The organism is Olivibacter jilunii (assembly GCF_900607235.1).
GTDB classification, from domain to species: Bacteria; Bacteroidota; Bacteroidia; order Sphingobacteriales; family Sphingobacteriaceae; genus Olivibacter; species Olivibacter oleidegradans.
On the sequence record NZ_LR027853.1, the window covers coordinates 261771 to 278300 of the forward strand.

At 39.5% G+C, this 16530-nt stretch carries 15 protein-coding genes and 1 tRNA gene; 9 read left to right on the plus strand and 7 right to left on the minus strand.

Annotated features, from left to right (window positions below; translation table 11 throughout):
• Window positions 1-44 precede the first annotated feature (44 nt).
• The 3 genes from rpe to E0E36_RS19465 all read left to right on the plus strand — a co-directional run bounded on the left by rpe (window position 45) and on the right by E0E36_RS19465 (window position 3241).
• Window positions 45-716, plus strand: a complete 672-nt coding sequence (rpe, locus tag E0E36_RS19455) for a ribulose-phosphate 3-epimerase (RefSeq protein WP_013666352.1) — start codon at window positions 45-47, stop codon at window positions 714-716.
• 354 nt (window positions 717-1070) lie between these two features.
• Window positions 1071-2138: a 3-phosphoserine/phosphohydroxythreonine transaminase gene (gene serC, locus E0E36_RS19460; RefSeq protein ID WP_130857395.1), complete on the plus strand. Its 1068-nt coding sequence runs from the start codon at window positions 1071-1073 to the stop codon at window positions 2136-2138.
• A 155-nt stretch (window positions 2139-2293) separates the two neighbouring features.
• Window positions 2294-3241, plus strand: a complete 948-nt coding sequence (locus E0E36_RS19465) for a D-2-hydroxyacid dehydrogenase (protein WP_130857396.1) — start codon at window positions 2294-2296, stop codon at window positions 3239-3241.
• Between the two features lie 477 nt (window positions 3242-3718).
• On the opposite strand, the gene E0E36_RS19470 is transcribed toward E0E36_RS19465, so the two are convergent.
• From E0E36_RS19470 to E0E36_RS19495, 6 genes are all read right to left on the minus strand, one after another.
• A tRNA-Ser gene (locus tag E0E36_RS19470) sits at window positions 3719-3806 on the minus strand.
• Window positions 3807-4059: 253 nt separating this feature from the next.
• The gene (locus E0E36_RS19475) at window positions 4060-5034 is read right to left on the minus strand and encodes a polyprenyl synthetase family protein (RefSeq protein ID WP_130857397.1); all 975 of its coding nucleotides are present in this window, start codon (window positions 5032-5034) and stop codon (window positions 4060-4062) included.
• A gap of 84 nt (window positions 5035-5118) precedes the next feature.
• Window positions 5119-7254, minus strand: a complete 2136-nt coding sequence (gene rnr, locus E0E36_RS19480; RefSeq protein ID WP_130857398.1) for a ribonuclease R — start codon at window positions 7252-7254, stop codon at window positions 5119-5121.
• A 102-nt stretch (window positions 7255-7356) separates the two neighbouring features.
• The gene (locus E0E36_RS19485) at window positions 7357-7809 is read right to left on the minus strand and encodes a Fur family transcriptional regulator (RefSeq protein ID WP_013666357.1); all 453 of its coding nucleotides are present in this window, start codon (window positions 7807-7809) and stop codon (window positions 7357-7359) included.
• A gap of 34 nt (window positions 7810-7843) precedes the next feature.
• Window positions 7844-8710 carry a prolipoprotein diacylglyceryl transferase gene (lgt, locus tag E0E36_RS19490; protein ID WP_242627321.1) on the minus strand — a complete coding sequence of 289 codons (867 nt, stop codon included), beginning with the start codon at window positions 8708-8710 and terminating at the stop codon, window positions 7844-7846.
• A 101-nt stretch (window positions 8711-8811) separates the two neighbouring features.
• Window positions 8812-9516 carry an LOG family protein gene (locus E0E36_RS19495; protein WP_041388330.1) on the minus strand — a complete coding sequence of 235 codons (705 nt, stop codon included), beginning with the start codon at window positions 9514-9516 and terminating at the stop codon, window positions 8812-8814.
• A 126-nt stretch (window positions 9517-9642) separates the two neighbouring features.
• Between E0E36_RS19495 and recR the strand changes: the two genes are divergently transcribed.
• The 6 genes from recR (at window position 9643) to trpA (ending at window position 15199) form a co-directional block, all read left to right on the plus strand.
• Window positions 9643-10257: a recombination mediator RecR gene (gene recR / locus E0E36_RS19500; RefSeq protein ID WP_130857399.1), complete on the plus strand. Its 615-nt coding sequence runs from the start codon at window positions 9643-9645 to the stop codon at window positions 10255-10257.
• A gap of 65 nt (window positions 10258-10322) precedes the next feature.
• Entirely contained in the window at window positions 10323-11138 is an 816-nt protein-coding gene (locus E0E36_RS19505) for an SDR family oxidoreductase (protein ID WP_013666361.1), read from the plus strand.
• Window positions 11139-11430: 292 nt separating this feature from the next.
• Window positions 11431-12435 (plus strand): anthranilate phosphoribosyltransferase, encoded by a 1005-nt coding sequence (gene trpD / locus E0E36_RS19510; protein WP_130857401.1) that lies wholly within the window; start codon window positions 11431-11433, stop codon window positions 12433-12435.
• A 28-nt stretch (window positions 12436-12463) separates the two neighbouring features.
• Window positions 12464-13060 carry a phosphoribosylanthranilate isomerase gene (locus E0E36_RS19515; RefSeq protein WP_242627323.1) on the plus strand — a complete coding sequence of 199 codons (597 nt, stop codon included), beginning with the start codon at window positions 12464-12466 and terminating at the stop codon, window positions 13058-13060.
• 145 nt (window positions 13061-13205) lie between these two features.
• The gene (gene trpB, locus E0E36_RS19520) at window positions 13206-14390 is read left to right on the plus strand and encodes a tryptophan synthase subunit beta (RefSeq protein WP_130857402.1); all 1185 of its coding nucleotides are present in this window, start codon (window positions 13206-13208) and stop codon (window positions 14388-14390) included.
• Window positions 14391-14413: 23 nt separating this feature from the next.
• Window positions 14414-15199, plus strand: coding sequence for a tryptophan synthase subunit alpha (trpA, locus tag E0E36_RS19525; RefSeq protein ID WP_013666366.1), 786 nt, complete (start codon window positions 14414-14416; stop codon window positions 15197-15199).
• Window positions 15200-15242: 43 nt separating this feature from the next.
• On the opposite strand, the gene E0E36_RS19530 is transcribed toward trpA, so the two are convergent.
• The gene (locus tag E0E36_RS19530) at window positions 15243-16445 is read right to left on the minus strand and encodes an MFS transporter (RefSeq protein WP_130857403.1); all 1203 of its coding nucleotides are present in this window, start codon (window positions 16443-16445) and stop codon (window positions 15243-15245) included.
• Window positions 16446-16530: the final 85 nt, after the last annotated feature.

Sequence of the window (16530 nt, forward strand, 5' to 3'; positions counted from 1 at the left end):
TTTTGCTTTTCTACCGTTTTGGTCCTTCACAAAAGATTTTACCAATGAAACATTTAGTAGCTCCTTCAATTTTGTCTGCCGATTTTGCTAATCTTCAACGCGATATTGAAATGCTCAATAAAAGCGACGCTGATTGGATCCATGTAGATATTATGGATGGTGTATTTGTTCCCAATATTTCTTTTGGGTTTCCTGTTGTAAAAGCCGTAAAGCAACACGCCCTTAAACCTTTGGATGTGCATTTGATGATCGTAGATCCGGATCGTTACTTAAACGAATTTAAGGAGGCTGGCGCGAACAACATTTCCGTTCATTTTGAAGCCTGTATCCATTTGCATCGCACTATACAAAAGATTAAAGAATTGGGATGTCGGGCAGGGGTAGCGATTAATCCTCACACACCGATCGCCCAATTGAGCGATATTGTTGAAGATATTGATTTAGTCTGTATGATGTCCGTGAACCCGGGTTTCGGGGGGCAAAAATTTATAGAGAGCACCTACCGGCGCATTCGCGAATTGCGTTTGCTTGCTCAGGATAGAAATCCAAATCTGTTAATAGAAATTGATGGCGGTGTAAACCATCAAAATTCGTTATCTTTATTGCAAGCGGGGGCCAATGTATTGGTGGCTGGTAATACTGTTTTTGGCGCAGATGATCAAATGGCGTCCATAAAACAACTTAAAGACGTGTCGATAACAAGAAAAGCCGTTTAAAGACAATACAAAATGTAAAGGGGGCCGATGGCCCCTTTTTAGTTTTTGGATAAAATACAGAATTTAATTTTGTTATCTATTTAAGCCAACGAAAAGATTGTCATTATTTTGACAATAAAACCTCAAAAACTTTGAATTTTTTTTATAAAAAGTTTACATTTGCCAAACATAGATGAATTCGTTTATATGCAGTATCTACTGCATTGACATGTAAAATGAATCTGTTTAATTCTCCTCTGCCATTGAAGGCATTTTTATAGAGGAATAAAATGATTTATTGCTATACCAGTATAAAAAGCTATTTTAAGTGAAATTGTTAATTAATGCTCATTTTTTAAATCTATAGAAAGAATAATGAAACACAATTTTGGTGCGGGGCCATGCATACTTCCTTCAGAGGTCTTCCAAGAAGCTTCTCAAGCAATAATTGATTTTAATAATTCCGGTTTATCCATTTTAGAAATTTCCCATCGTTCCAAAGCCTTTGAAGCCGTTATAGAAGAAACTGAGGCGTTAGTAAAGGATTTATTATCTGTCCCCGATGGGTATTCGGTGTTGTTTTTGCAGGGGGGGGCTAGCCAACAGTTCGCAATGGTGCCGATGAATTTACTTCCTCAAAATGGAAAAGCAGCTTATTTAGACTCAGGAACCTGGGCGTCAAAAGCTTATAAAGAAGCTCAGAAATTCGGAGCTATTGAGGTGGTCGCTTCGTCCAAAGATGCGAATTATACCTACATTCCTAAGGAGTATACGATACCGGCGGATGCGGCTTATTTTCATTATACTTCTAATAATACAATTTATGGAACTGAGCTCTTCGAAGCACCACAGTCGCCTATTCCATTAGTCTGTGACATGTCGTCCGATATCTTAAGTCGTAAGATTAACGTTGCTGATTACGGACTCATTTATGCAGGGGCACAGAAGAATATGGGGCCTGCGGGAGTGACGCTCGTTATTGTTAAAAACGATATTTTAGGAAAAACCGGTAGGGATATCCCATCAATATTTGATTATCGTAAACATGCGGAAGCCGGATCTATGTATAATACACCGCCGGTTTATGCTATTTATGTCTCCTTATTAAATCTCCGTTGGCTGAAGGCGAAGGGGGGTATAGAGGAAATCGAACGTGAGAATATTATCAAAGCAAGAACATTGTACGATGAAATCGATCGTAATCCATTGTTTAAGGGAACAGCCAAGCTAGAAGATCGCTCAAGAATGAATGTTACTTTTGTTATGGAAAACGCTGAACTGGAAAAATCATTCCTTGCCCTAACGGAAGAGCGCGGGTTAGTCGGGCTGAAAGGACATAGAAGCGTAGGTGGTTTCCGGGCATCTATTTACAACGCGCTTACTATTACTAGTATTAATACACTAGTTGATTTGATGCAAGAGTTTGCTGAGAAAAATGCTTAGTGAACATAACTGCCCGAATTAATGATGAATGGCATATAGATAAAGGTTTTGATAAAATTGCTGCCAAATTCTTTATGCTATGTTTAAATTATTTCCTTGTTTGTCAACATGGACAGCAGGAGTTTTATGAATTTTTATAGATAGAATATCATAGTATGAAACTATTAGCAAACGACGGTATAGATCCACTAGGAAAGGAATTGTTAGAAAAAGCTGGATTTACTGTTGATACTAACCATATCCCTCAGGATGAGTTAGCTGTGAAATTACAGGCTTATGATGCCATAACGGTTAGAAGTGCAACCAAAGTCAGAAAGGATTTAATCGACGCTTGCCCAAATCTAAGATTGATTGGTAGGGGGGGTGTAGGCATGGATAATATTGATGTCGAATATGCAAAATCAAAAGGGATTGCCGTTGTCAATACTCCTGCAGCGTCTTCACAATCAGTAGCGGAGCTTGTCTTCGCACATCTTTATAATGGTGTTCGATTTCTGTATGATGCTAATCGCAAAATGCCTGTAGAAGGAGATACGAATTTTGCCGGATTAAAAAAGGCTTATGGAAAGGGGGTTGAACTGAAGGGGAAAACGCTAGGTGTAATTGGTTTTGGCCGTATTGGTCAGGAAACTGCAAAAGTAGCACTGGGCGTTGGTATGAATGTTATTGCCAGTGATTTTGTGGCTATACCCAAGGCGTTAACTTTAACGTTATCAGGTGGTATTTCTGTTGATGTGCCGGTAAAACAGGTAAGTACTGATGAACTGATCAAACAAGCAGATTTTATTAGCTTGCATGTGCCTTTCTTAGATAAGCCGGTTTTAGGTACAGCTGAATTTGCCCTGATGAAAAATGGGGTAGGTATTGTTAATGCCTCTAGAGGTGGTACGATTGATGAATTAGCTTTAATCGAAGCATTGAATAATGGGACGGTTTCGTTTGCAGGTCTTGACGTTTTTGATAGCGAGCCGACGCCAAGCAAAGAAATACTTACTCATCCAAGAGTATCGCTAACACCTCATATTGGTGCTGCAACAAACGAGGCGCAAGAAAGAATCGGAGAAGAATTGGCCAATATCATAATTGGATATTTTAAAGGGTAGTTTAAACAACCATTCATTCTTAATTATGAGAAGGGAAACTAAAAACGTTTCCCTTTTTTTGTTTGAAGCCTTCCTTCCAGGATTACCTCGCTTTGCTCGGTGATCCCCAGGAGGAGGGCTTCAAAGCAACATCAACGACTCTCTGCGTTCGTCACATTTTGTTGTTAATAGGCTTTTGTTTAAGCAAGCTCACAAAAGGGATTACCTCGCTTTGCTCGGTGATCCCCGGGAGGGGGGCTTCAAAGCAACATCAACGACTCACTGCGTTCGTCACACTTTGTTGTTAATAGGCTTTTGTTTGAGCAAGCTCACAAAAGGGATTACCTCGCTTTGCTCGGTGATCCCCGGGGGGGCTTCAAAGCAACATCAACGACTCACTGCGTTCGTCACACTTTGTTGTTAATAGGCTTTTGTTTGAGCAAGCTCACAAAAGCCTATTAACAACAAAACCCGGCTATTGCCGGGTTGATGTTGCTTTGGCGGAAAGTGAGGGATTCGAACCCCCGGTCCTGTTACAGACAACGGTTTTCAAGACCGCCGCATTCGACCACTCTGCCAACTTTCCGGGACAAAAGTACAAACTCCATCCGTTTTAACAAATTTAATTTTACCTTTTTTCGTTCATTTAAAGTAACTCCTTCATTTCTTGTAAATTAATTTTATGTAAACAAATCGTGCCTAAAAGTAAACCATATAAAGGAAGATTTATATAAGGTCTATGATTGTCTAAGTCCGATCTTTTTACCGTTTTTTTTATAAAGAAACGACCTCACAAAAAGGTCGCTTAACCTATTTTTAACGAATTTCTAAGTAAATTATTAGTGCTCCCTAATCAACAGGGTTTCGGTAAATTCAATTAAAGAAAGTTTTTTCTCACGTGCGACCGCCATTGCTTCTAAGGCTTGATAGGCTTGCTCAGCAAAACTCATTTTTTTCTTATGAGCTAACTTTTCTATGCCAAGATCGTTGTATATGGCCGTTACGCGATCTATTTTTTGTTGCTGATCAAATTCGTTAATCTCAGTCCAATGGATTAACTCTTGTTTATCTGATCCTTTAGCTAATTGTAGCGCATTGATAAGTAAATAAGTTTTTTTATTTTCAATGATATCACCCCCAACCTGTTTCCCAAATTTACTAGGATCTCCATATACATCCAATATGTCGTCCTGTAGCTGGAAAGCGATTCCTATATTAACGCCAAAAGTGTAAATGTTCGATCGATCCTGCTTGTCTGCTCCTCCCAGAATGGCCCCAATTTCTAAAGCCGCACCCAATAATACGGACGTTTTTAGACGAATCATATGGAGGTATTCTTCTTCGGTTACCGTCGCTAGTTTTTCAAAATCCATATCCAGTTGCTGGCCTTCGCATACTTCCTGAGCCATTTTGTTAAAAACTTTCAGCAATTCAGCAAGCAACTCAGGTTTGCACTCAGCAAGCAATTGATATGCCCGAATCAAGGTTGCATCCCCGGATAAGATAGCGGTATTGATATCCCACTTTTTGTGGATGGTCTCCTGTCCTCGTCGCAGTGGGGCTTCATCCATAATGTCGTCATGCATTAAGGTGAAATTATGGAACATTTCGATAGCCAAGGCCGCTGGAAGGCCTTCTTTTATTGTTGCCCCAAATAATTCAGCTGCCAATAAAGTGAGAACCGGTCTTAAACGCTTGCCTCCGATTGCCAAAAAATATTTGATCGGTTCGTATAGGGTATTTGGATTGTCTGGAAAATTTCTTTCTGTTAAGGCCTCGCCAATAATAGTCTGTAATGCTGCTATAGAATGCATGACACGAAGATAGAAAAATTAGTTCACATCACCTTTCATGTATTACTATTAAAGAAATCTTTGCCTTAAAAGCGAAACTTCTGCTTAACTCATGAGTGTAAAGTCAATCTGACGTTTTGCTAAATTGACCGTTTTCACTTTTATCTGTACCTCATCGCCTAGCTGATAGCGTTTCTTTTTGCGCTGGCCAATAATAGCATAATTCTTCTCGTCAAGCGAATAAAAATCATCTGTAATGTCTCGCAGTCGCACCATCCCTTCACATTTGTTTTCTTCGATTTCAACATACATTCCCCACTCTGTGACGCCTGAAATAATGCCGGAATAAACACTGCCGATCTGATCCTGTAAAAATTCCGCTTGTTTATATTTTACGGAAGTGCGCTCCGCATCTGCCGCTTTCTTTTCCATTTGTGATGCGTGGGTACACATCTTCTCGTACATTTCTTCATTTACAGCCTTTCCATCTGCTAGATAGTGCGCTAATAAACGATGTACCATCACATCCGGGTACCTTCTGATAGGTGAAGTGAAATGTGTGTAATAGTCAAAAGCCAGTCCGTAATGACTATGCTTTTTTGTAGTGTAAATGGCTTTTGCCATTGATCGGATGGCCAAGGTAGTAAGGACATTTTGTTCTTTGGTACCTTCAACGTCGTGCATTAACGTATTTAAAGATTTTGCAATCTCTTTTTCTGATTTAGTACTGACTTTGTATCCAAAGCGAGCGGCAAACTGTGCAAACGATGCCAAACTTTCTTCATTGGGCGCATCGTGACTCCGATAAACAAAAGGCAATTTATTCTTTCCTTTGCCTTGTTTGCCTATGAATTCCGCCACTTTTCTGTTGGCTAGAAGCATAAAATCCTCAATCAATTTATGGGCGTCTTTTCGCTCTTTGGTATAAACACCTAGTGGTTTGCCGTTTTCATCGAGTTTAAATTTAACTTCAGTTGATTCAAAATTGATCGCCCCCTGTTTAAATTTACGATCACGAAGAATATATGCGAGCTTGTTGAGAATCAGAAGCTCTTCGCTAAACTGGCCTTCCTTGTTCTCAATAATCTCTTGTGCCTCTTCATAGGTAAAGCGTCTGTCCGAATGAATGATGGTTCTTCCGAACCATTGCTCTTTCACGTGAGCTTGATCATCGATGATAAATACGGCAGAAAAACAGAGTTTATCTTCGTTAGGTCTTAATGAACACAAATTATTCGATAACCTTTCGGGTAACATAGGAATCACACGATCTACCAGATAAACTGACGTTCCTCTTTCATATGCTTCCTTGTCTAAGGCGCTGTCCGGTTGAACATAGTATGTTACGTCGGCAATGTGCACACCTACTTCGTAATTGCCATCCGGCATTTTTCGGAAAGAAATGGCATCATCAAAATCCTTAGCGTCGGCTGGGTCGATCGTAAAGGTTAGAACGCTTCGGAAATCTTTCCTTCTACTTATTTCGACTGGACTAATAACCTCTTCTATTTTGTCTGCTTCTTGCTCTACCGCTGTGGGAAATGCTAAAGGGAAACCAAAATCAGCAAGGATAGCATTCATTTCAGTGTTGTTTTCCCCTTGCTTCCCTAGTACATGCTTTACACGGCCAACGGGATTTTTGCTGCCCTGCGGCCAATCAGTAATAGTAACAACGACTTTATCCTGATCTTTCGCTCCATTTAAATCCTCAATAGGAATGTAGATATCATGAAGCATTTTTCGGTCATCGGCAATTAGGAAAGCAAATCGTTTGGATATGCTCAGTATACCGGTAAAATCACTTCTAAATCGTTCAATTATTTCTACAACTTCGCCTTCTTTTTTGCGGCCTCTACTTTTTTCATAAACGTAAACTTTTACGGTATCCCCATGCAGTGCATTCCGAAGCTTTCTAGGCGCTACAAAAATGTCCTCTTCGAATTCATCTTCGGTAACAATATAAGCAGAACCATCGGCTGTCATATCTACTTTGCCAACGATGAAGGTATGCAACTCCCGCAAAGTAAATTTGCCTGTTTCAACTTCTTTAAATAGACCTGATTTTGATTTCGACTCTTCTTGAAGGATCGATAATATAGTGTTTTTTGAAGTTGGGTCTGCAATATTTAGTTTAGCAGACACTTGTTTATAATTTAAGGCTTTATTTCCTGACTTTTCGAACACATCGGCTATCAGTTGGGAAAGTACCTGCTTAATTGCATTTGCTTTTTTTGTAGACATATAACAGCTTTTAAATAGGATTGCCTTAGCTTAAGGTAAAATTTATGCTTATTAATTACAATAACATTCGAACTACTCGATAGTTCTAAAATTATATCAAATTTAGGCGTCAGAAGCGTCCTTTAACGTTTTGCATTTATTGCATATGCCGATGGCATTAACCGATACCTGCTCTATCGTAAAACCTGATGGCGTACTGATGTTTGGCAACGTGATTTCCTCTAAGCAGTACACACTATTGCAATTCGAACAAGTGAAATGCACGTGTTCATCGTGATGCTCGTGACTCTTACACTGTGTTGAACAAAGGGCATAGGTGGCTGTGCCATGTAAATCGAAAATTTTGTGAATAATACCTTTTTCTTCAAACGCGCTTAAAACCCGATAAAGCGTAACCCGATCAATATCCTCTCCAATTGATCTTTCCAAATCGGGTTGGGAGGTCGCGGTGTCTTTGTTGAAAATCTTCTCCAATACTGATAGCCGCGGGTGGGTAACTTTCAGGCCATGTTTTCGCAAGATATTTTCAAACGTCTTTATTTTATCTTCTCTCATCACTGCTTGTATTGAATAATAGAAAAAACAACACCTATTTAGTCTTTAAGCCTGTTTGGTCTCTTTTTCTAAAAATGAGATATAAACCAATAGCCACAAAAGGTAAGCTTAACAGTTGCCCCATATTGAATGCCATGCTGTTTTCAAAAGCTTCTTGATTTTCTTTGACGAATTCAACTATAAAGCGGAGCCCAAACACCAAGACCATGAAACAGCCAAACAAAAAAGCAGGTTTGACATGTTTCCCTTGTTTATACAAGTTTAATAATAAAATAAATATTATTAAATAACCTATTGCTTCGTAAAGTTGCGCAGGATGTCTAGGAATGTTGTCGACCTGCGAAAAAATAACTGACCAAGGGAGTTGACTTGGTTTTCCAATAATTTCGGAGTTGAAAAAATTGCCGGTTCGAATAAAGGCGCCCGAAAGCGCAGCAACGATTACCAGGCGATCGGCTATCCACCAGAAATTTATTTTTGTTTTGCGGCAATAAAGCAATAAAGCTATTATGATACCAATAGCCCCGCCATGGCTTGCTAGACCCTGGAAACCTGTAAAAGTAATATGCCCGTTTACATTCCTAATAGGGAGTATCATTTCCAGTAGATGGTTTTTGTAGTAATCGAATTCATAAAATAAGCAATGGCCTAAACGAGCTCCTAATACCGTTCCTATAAACACATAAATGGTCAGCTGATCTAACAAGTCTTGTGGCTTTCCCTCTTTTTTGAAAATCCTTAGTAATATTACATAACTAAAAAAAAACGCCAACATAAAGCATAACGTGTAATAACGGAGACCGAATCCACCGATGCGGAAAATCTCGGGTTCGATATTCCAATGTATGCTTGATAAAAAACCGAACATAGGGATCTGTGTGTTTATGTGATGTACAAACATAGATAAAATTGTTCAATATGCAACCTTGTTTCCTTGTTTGGAAACTCAATATTCGTTACCGATTATGGCAGGCAACGAATATAAAGCTTATAAGCTTCTCGTTAAAAGTTAGGTTTAAGTAAATACTTGTCGTAGAATTTGAATATATGGCCCGCAGCTTCTTCAGCCGTATCCACCAAGCGATATAAATTAAGGTCTTCTGCACTGATTTTCCCCTCTTCCAACATTCTATCTTTTATCCAATTGAACAAGCCGCCATAGTATGATTTACCAACCAAAACAATCGGGAAGCGAGCAATTTTGCCTGTTTGTATCAACGTAATGGCTTCAAATAACTCGTCCATGGTTCCAAAGCCTCCAGGTAACACAATATAGCCTTGGGAATATTTCATAAACATAACTTTCCTTACAAAAAAATAATTGAATTCCAGTAACTTATCTCGGTCAATGTACTTGTTGTGGAATTGCTCAAAAGGAAGTTCAATGTTCAGGCCTACAGACTTTCCGCCGGCTTCGTAAGCACCTTTGTTGGCCGCTTCCATGATACCTGGGCCACCACCGGATATTACACCGTAACCTCTTTCTGTAAGTAAACGGGCACACGCTTCGGCAATTTTATAGTCATTATGATCCCTCGAAGTCCGAGCGGATCCGAAAATCGAAACACAGGGGCCTATTTTTGCTAATTTTTCAAAACCTTCTACAAATTCGGCCATAATCTTAAAAATCTGCCAGGAATCTTTTACCTTAATTTCTTGCCAGGTTTTATTCTCAAACGCTTTTCTTATCTTGTCTTCACTTGTTATCATACGCTTATATTTCAGTAATAAATAGTCTCTTCATACGCTAGAAACTGTTTTCTGCTAATGTAATGAAATTTTTTACCTTTTTATCTATGAACTTTTCTGTCAGTTTTCGCTTACCTTTGTGTTATGAACTTTTCTTCTAAGCTATTAGAGAACGCGGTTAATGAATTCAGTCGTTTACCTGGTATAGGACAAAAGACAGCTTTGCGTTTGGTATTGCACCTGCTAAATCAACCTGCCGATGATGTTACTAAATTTAGTGACGCCTTAACTAAATTGAAATCAGAAATATGCTATTGCGCTGTTTGTCATAATATCGCTGACGAAGCGATCTGTGAAATTTGCAACGCCCCCAAAAGGGATAAGGGATTGATTTGCGTGGTTGAAGATACGCGAGACGTAATGGCAATCGAAAATACGAATCAATTTAACGGAGTGTATCATGTTTTGGGAGGGCTAATCTCACCAATGGATGGAGTTGGGCCTTCCGATTTGAGCATTGATAGTCTGATAAGCCGTTTACGTGAAAATGATGTCCATGAAATCATCCTAGCGCTGAGTGCAACGATGGAAGGCGACACGACGATTTTTTACCTCTATAAAAAGTTGAAGGATTTTAATGTTCAAATTAGCACAATAGCACGGGGAATATCCTTCGGCGGTGAATTGGAATATGTTGATGAAGTTACACTGGGTCGATCCATCGTTACCAGAGTACCCTATGAACGTAGTATAGCGTAAAATAATGTCATTTCCGTGATTATAAACTGAGTTTACAAAAAAGTGCCTACTGCCGTATAACGATAATGATGACAAATAAAACGATTATTATAACCGGCGCCTCATCTGGTATTGGACTGGCTTTAGCGAGAGAAATGGCCAAACGAGGTGCTAACCTGGTGCTGGCTGCTCGAAAATATGTTGCCTTATGTCAGATTGCGCAAGATCTTGAGAAAGAATTTCATGTTCAGGTAGTTGCTATTCAATGCGATGTGGCTAATGAGGAGTCTTGTAAACAACTCGTCGCGCAAGCCTTATTAACCTTTAAAAAAATAGATGTCCTGATCAATAATGCCGGATTGAGCATGAGGGCTTTGTTCAAGGACCTGGATTTATCCGTGTTACATAATCTAATGAATGTAAATTTCTGGGGTACGGTTTATTGTACGAAATATGCATTGCCTGCATTGCTAGAATCTAAAGGTTCAGTTGTAGCAGTCTCTTCAATAGCCGGTTATCGGGGTTTACCGGGACGCACGGGTTACTCAGCTTCTAAATTTGCGATGAATGGCTTTATGGAGTCGTTACGCGTAGAAAATTTAAAAACCGGGTTGCACGTAATGCTTGCTTGTCCGGGTTTTACAGCCTCCAACATTAGAAATACGGCGCTTAATAAAGATGGCGTGCAATTCGGAGAAACAAGTATGGAGGAAGAAAAGATGATGACCGCCGAGGAAGTGGCTACACTTATTGCAAATGGAATTGCCGCAAGAAAACGCACCTTGATTATGACAACTCAAGGAAAGCTTGCTGTATGGATGAATAAATTTTTCCCTGCTTGGGTGGATAAAAAAGTGTTTACTCTTTTTGCAAAAGAAAAGAATCCTCTAATCAAAGCTTAAAGTGTAATGCCAAAAATATTTGCAAATATTAATCTAATTATTCATATTTGCTTTAGAAAGTATGAATACAACATTTGCTCATATAAATTGGTGGTGGCACGAGGGATAATCGTGGCAAAACCATTTTGTAGTGCATCTAAATAAGAAATAACAAAAAGGCTTGCCATATCGCAAGCCTTTTTTTATGGCTTAAAGCAAACTGATTTGGATTAGTTTCTTCACAAATAAAATTGCGCGAAACTATCTTTTAAAAAGGTAAAAATGGCGTGCAGTATATAAAAATTAACATTAGATGAAAAGAATATTAACACATTTGTTTGAAAGTAAAACTTTTACAAAGGAAGAGGCTTACGAAATACTAACCAATATTACTTCCGGTAAATACAATTCATCACAAATGGCGGCATTTATGACGGCATATTGTATGCGCAATATTACGGTAGAGGAATTAGCCGGTTTCCGGGATGCCATGCTTGACTTATGTCTAAAAATAGATTTTAAAGACTATAAACTGATTGACTTATGCGGAACGGGGGGAGATGGAAAAAACACTTTTAATATTTCAACGCTTGCTTCCTTCGTAGTGGCCGGAGCTGGGTATCAGGTTGCAAAACACGGCAACTATGGAGTATCTTCGGGATGCGGCTCCTCTAATGTCATGGAATTTTTGGGCTATCGTTTTACAAATGAACCTGGCGAAATTTATCGAAGCTTGGACGAAGCCGGCATTTGCTTTTTACATGCCCCCTTATTTCATCCGGCAATGAAAACTGTGGCTCCTATACGAAAAGAGCTAGGCGTGAAGACCTTTTTTAACATGCTTGGGCCGCTAGTTAATCCAGCAGAACCAATTTACCAATCGGTTGGTGTATTTAGCTTGGAATTAGCTAGGCTTTACGGGTATCTTTATCAGAAGACCAACAAGAGATATTCAATACTGCACGCTTTTGATGGTTACGACGAGATATCATTGACAGGCGATTTTAAGGTGATTGGAAACAAGGGAGAACAGTATGTGTCTTTGGAATCTATTGGATTTGATAAGGTACGAGCCAATGAAATAAATGGAGGAGAAACGATTGAAGAGGCCGCACGTATTTTTATGGATGTTTTAAATGGTACGGCATCCTTTGCGCAAAAAAATGTAGTGTTGTGCAATGCGGCTATAGCGATACAAACCATTTGTCCAAGTAAGTCTTTTGCCGATTGCTATTATGAAGCAGAGGCATCTTTATTATCAAAAAAGGCGCTCCTTAGCTTTAATCGATTGGTTAAAAAAGAAAAAGCAATTTATTGATATGCAAGCTAAGCTGAAAATTTGCGGCATGAAATATCCTGCAAACATAGAGGAAGTCCTTTTGTTAAAGCCGGATTACCTAGGTTTTATATTTTATGAGCAATCGAAACGTTATATTGCTGATTTATCACCTGAATTTTTGAGCGCTTTATCATCGGTCAAAAAGGTAGGTGTATTTGTCAACGATTCGACCGATCGGATAAGGGCAGCAAAAAATAGTTACAACTTGCAGGCTATACAGTTACATGGAAATGAAAACCCTGCTTTTGTGAAGACCTTAAAAGATTTAAACGTGCCGATTATTAAGGCCTTCGGTATTTCGCAGGATTTTGATTGGCAACAATTGGACGCATACGAAGCTTTAGTTGATTTTTTTCTTTTCGACACGAAAAGCCAGGGATACGGAGGAACAGGACAACTTTTCGACTGGTCGCTAATCGAACAATATAAACTGGAAAAACCTTTCTTTTTGAGTGGTGGTCTTGGTCCGGAAAACATCGCGAGCGCCTTATCTTTAAACGATCCGCGCCTTTATGCCCTTGATGTAAATTCAAAATTTGAAGAAAGTCCGGGACTCAAGGATTTAACGCTACTGCGATCAATATTCTCTAGTAGCCGCTGTTAAAATGTTGCAGTACATGCACCTTAATCAGACTTGTTGTTTATTACGATGAGTGCTTCCAACAAATCCAAATTGGTTCCCCTCTACCATTGTGGACTTATTTTTATAGAGGATACAGTATAAAAAGAATGTAAATTGAAAGAATAAAATGAGTAGTTATCAGGTCAATGAAAAAGGATATTATGGGGATTTCGGGGGGGCGTACATCCCGGAAATGATGTTCCCGAATATAGAGGAGCTACGGCTTCGTTATTTGGAAATTATGAACGAAGATGGCTTCAAAAAAGAATTCGAGCAGCTGCTGAAAGATTACGTTGGAAGACCTTCTCCGCTTTATTTGGCTCAGCGGCTTTCTGAAAAATACAGTGCCAATATCTTTTTGAAGAGAGAAGATTTGAACCATACAGGTGCTCATAAAGTAAATAATACCATCGGACAGATTTTGCTGGCAAAGCGTTTAGGAAAGAAACGCATCATCGCTGAAACCGGAGCGGGTCAGCATGGTGTTGCCACCGCCACGGTATGTGCACTGATGGGAATTGAGTGCGTGGTTTATATGGGCGAAATAGATATCAATAGGCAAGCGCCTAATGTAGCCCGCATGAAAATGATGGGAGCAGAAGTCCGTCCCGCAACGTCAGGAAGTAAAACCTTGAAGGACGCTACAAATGAAGCTATGCGCGATTGGATTAATAACCCGGTAGACACGCACTATATCATTGGCTCTGTAGTAGGCCCACATCCTTATCCTGATATGGTTGCAAGATTTCAAGCGGTCATCTCTGCCGAAACTCGTAGCCAACTCTTAGAAAAAACCGGTCGGGAAACACCTGATTATGCGATTGCCTGTGTAGGTGGAGGAAGTAATGCAATGGGAATGTTCTACCATTTTTTAGACGATGAGCAGGTACAGTTGATTGCCGCAGAGGCTGCCGGGAAAGGGGTAAATAGCGGCCACTCGGCAGCAACTTCCGTGCTTGGAAAAGAAGGAGTTTTACACGGTAGTCGAACTATTTTGATGCAGACTAGTGATGGGCAAGTGATTGAACCTTACTCTATTTCCGCTGGCTTAGACTATCCGGGTATTGGTCCTCAGCATGCATTTTTACATAAAATCGGCCGTGCAAAATATGTGAGCATAACGGATGATGAAGCGATGCAAGCAGGACTTTTATTAACCAGATTAGAAGGGATTATTCCAGCCATTGAAAGTGCTCATGCTTTGGCACAGTTGGAAAAAATGTCATTTAAACCTTCGGATAATGTAGTTGTATGCCTGTCGGGTCGCGGAGATAAAGATTTGGACAATTATATGAAATATTTCAATTTTTAGATAAGCATAGAAAAAGCACTAGAATGAACAGAATAAAACAATTATTTGATAACAAGGGCGATAAAAAATTGCTTTCTATTTATTATACTGCCGGTTATCCGCATATAGATAGTACCATTGCGTTAGCTAAAATATTGGAAGCATCGGGTGTTGATTTTTTAGAGATAGGTTTCCCGTATTCTGATCCGGTGGCTGATGGTCCCGTAATTCAGCACAGTTCGGAAGAGGCTTTAAAGAATGGTATGTCACTTGATCTTTTGTTCAACCAATTAAAAGAGTTAAGGAAAGAGGTACAGATTCCGGTATTGTTAATGGGATATGTAAATCCAATGTTGCAGTATGGAGTGGAGAGGTTTTGTCGGGCTTGCGCGGAAGCGGGTGTCGATGGGGTTATTGTTCCCGATTTACCAATGTATGAATACGAAGAGCTTTATCAAGAAGTTTTTAAGAAATATAATATTAGTAATATCTTCTTGATTACACCACAAACCTCGGAAGAGCGTATTAGAAAAATCGATGAATTAAGCACGGGCTTCATCTACATGGTATCTTCATATGCCACTACAGGTAAAAATCTTGTAGTATCTGAACAAACGGCGCATTATTTTCAACGCGTCGACGCCTTGAATCTTCGCAATCCCTTGGTTGTTGGCTTTGGCATTACTGATCAGGCAAGTTTTGATCATGCATTACAGTATGCAGACGCGGCCATCGTGGGCAGTGCTTTTGTTCGTTTGCTCAGTCAAAAGGATTATTTAGAACAGATTCCTTCATTTATAGGAGGTATAAAGGGAAATGTTGCTGTATAGTCAAGCGCGGAGGTAGCAAACATCAATGAAGCGTTGTGTTTTTTCAACGCTTCATTAACCGGAATACCCATAAAAACCCAATAGCTGTGATTACTGTCATTGCTCCGGTTCCCCACCACAAGGCAGTGAAACCATAAGTAGCAGCGATATGCGTTCCAATGTAAGGAGATATAATATGCGCTCCCGAAAACGCCAAAGCATTTAATCCCATATACGCTCCCTGATTATTTTTGCCACTTCTATTGGCAGTAACCGTTGCCATAAAAGGAATAGCCAAAATTTCAGATAAGCAAAGAATGAAAATAGAAAAATATAATATCCACTGACCGGTGTGGTGATTTAAAAGCACGTAGGATACACCGCATAATAATGTGCCAACTATAATAACGCTTGCGGTCGATAGCTTTTTTTCGGCAATATGCACTACCAGCATTTCCAGGGAAAAAACCACTAAACCGCTAAAAGCGAGTATCCGTCCAATTTGTGATTCGCTCAATTGATAGACAGAACGGTAGAATAAGGGAAGCGTATTAAGCAATTGAAAGAAACAGATTGCGTAAAGCGTGCATAGAATGCTAAATAGCATAAAAGGTGTGTCACGATAAGGTGAGCGCCGAGGAAAAGTATGCTCAATGTTATTTTCTCTTTTCTTTTGGTGGCCCTTTTTTCCTTTGAAATAAAAGAAAAACAAAATACCGGCCACTAAACAGGTGATGCCATTTCCATAAAATAGAAGATCATAAGAAACGGAAGCCAGAAAACCACCTAGGGCAGGACCAATTGAAAAACCTAAATTAATAGCCATTCTATTGAGGGAAAAGGCTTTTGTAATGTTTTCGGACTTCGCATAATGGGTAATGGATACTGAATTGGCAGGTCGGAAAGTCTCTGATATCAGACTCAATGAGAAAATTCCAAAAGCCAGTGATTCCATGGATTGTAATTGAGGCAAAATGAAAAAAAGTGGAGCGGTTAAGAATAAGCTGCACGTTTGTATCCTGAAATGCCCAAAACGATCGGTTAGCCACCCGCCAAGCCAAGAGCCACTAACCGCGCCGATACCAAAACAACTTAAAATGATTCCTGCATCTTCTATAGAATAGTTGAGCTTGTTTGTCATATAGACACCTAAAAAAGGGAGTACCATGGCTCCACTTCTATTGATAAACATGACAAGTGCCAGCATCCAGGCCGGGCGGGATAAACCACGGTAGGCATCTAAATAAATTTGTAAGAAACGAATCATTACAATATGTATATGTTGTGATAAAAAACGCTTAAGAATATTCGGAGTTAGCCCTTTTAAGGGTTGGGAAGCGACAATGCAAACT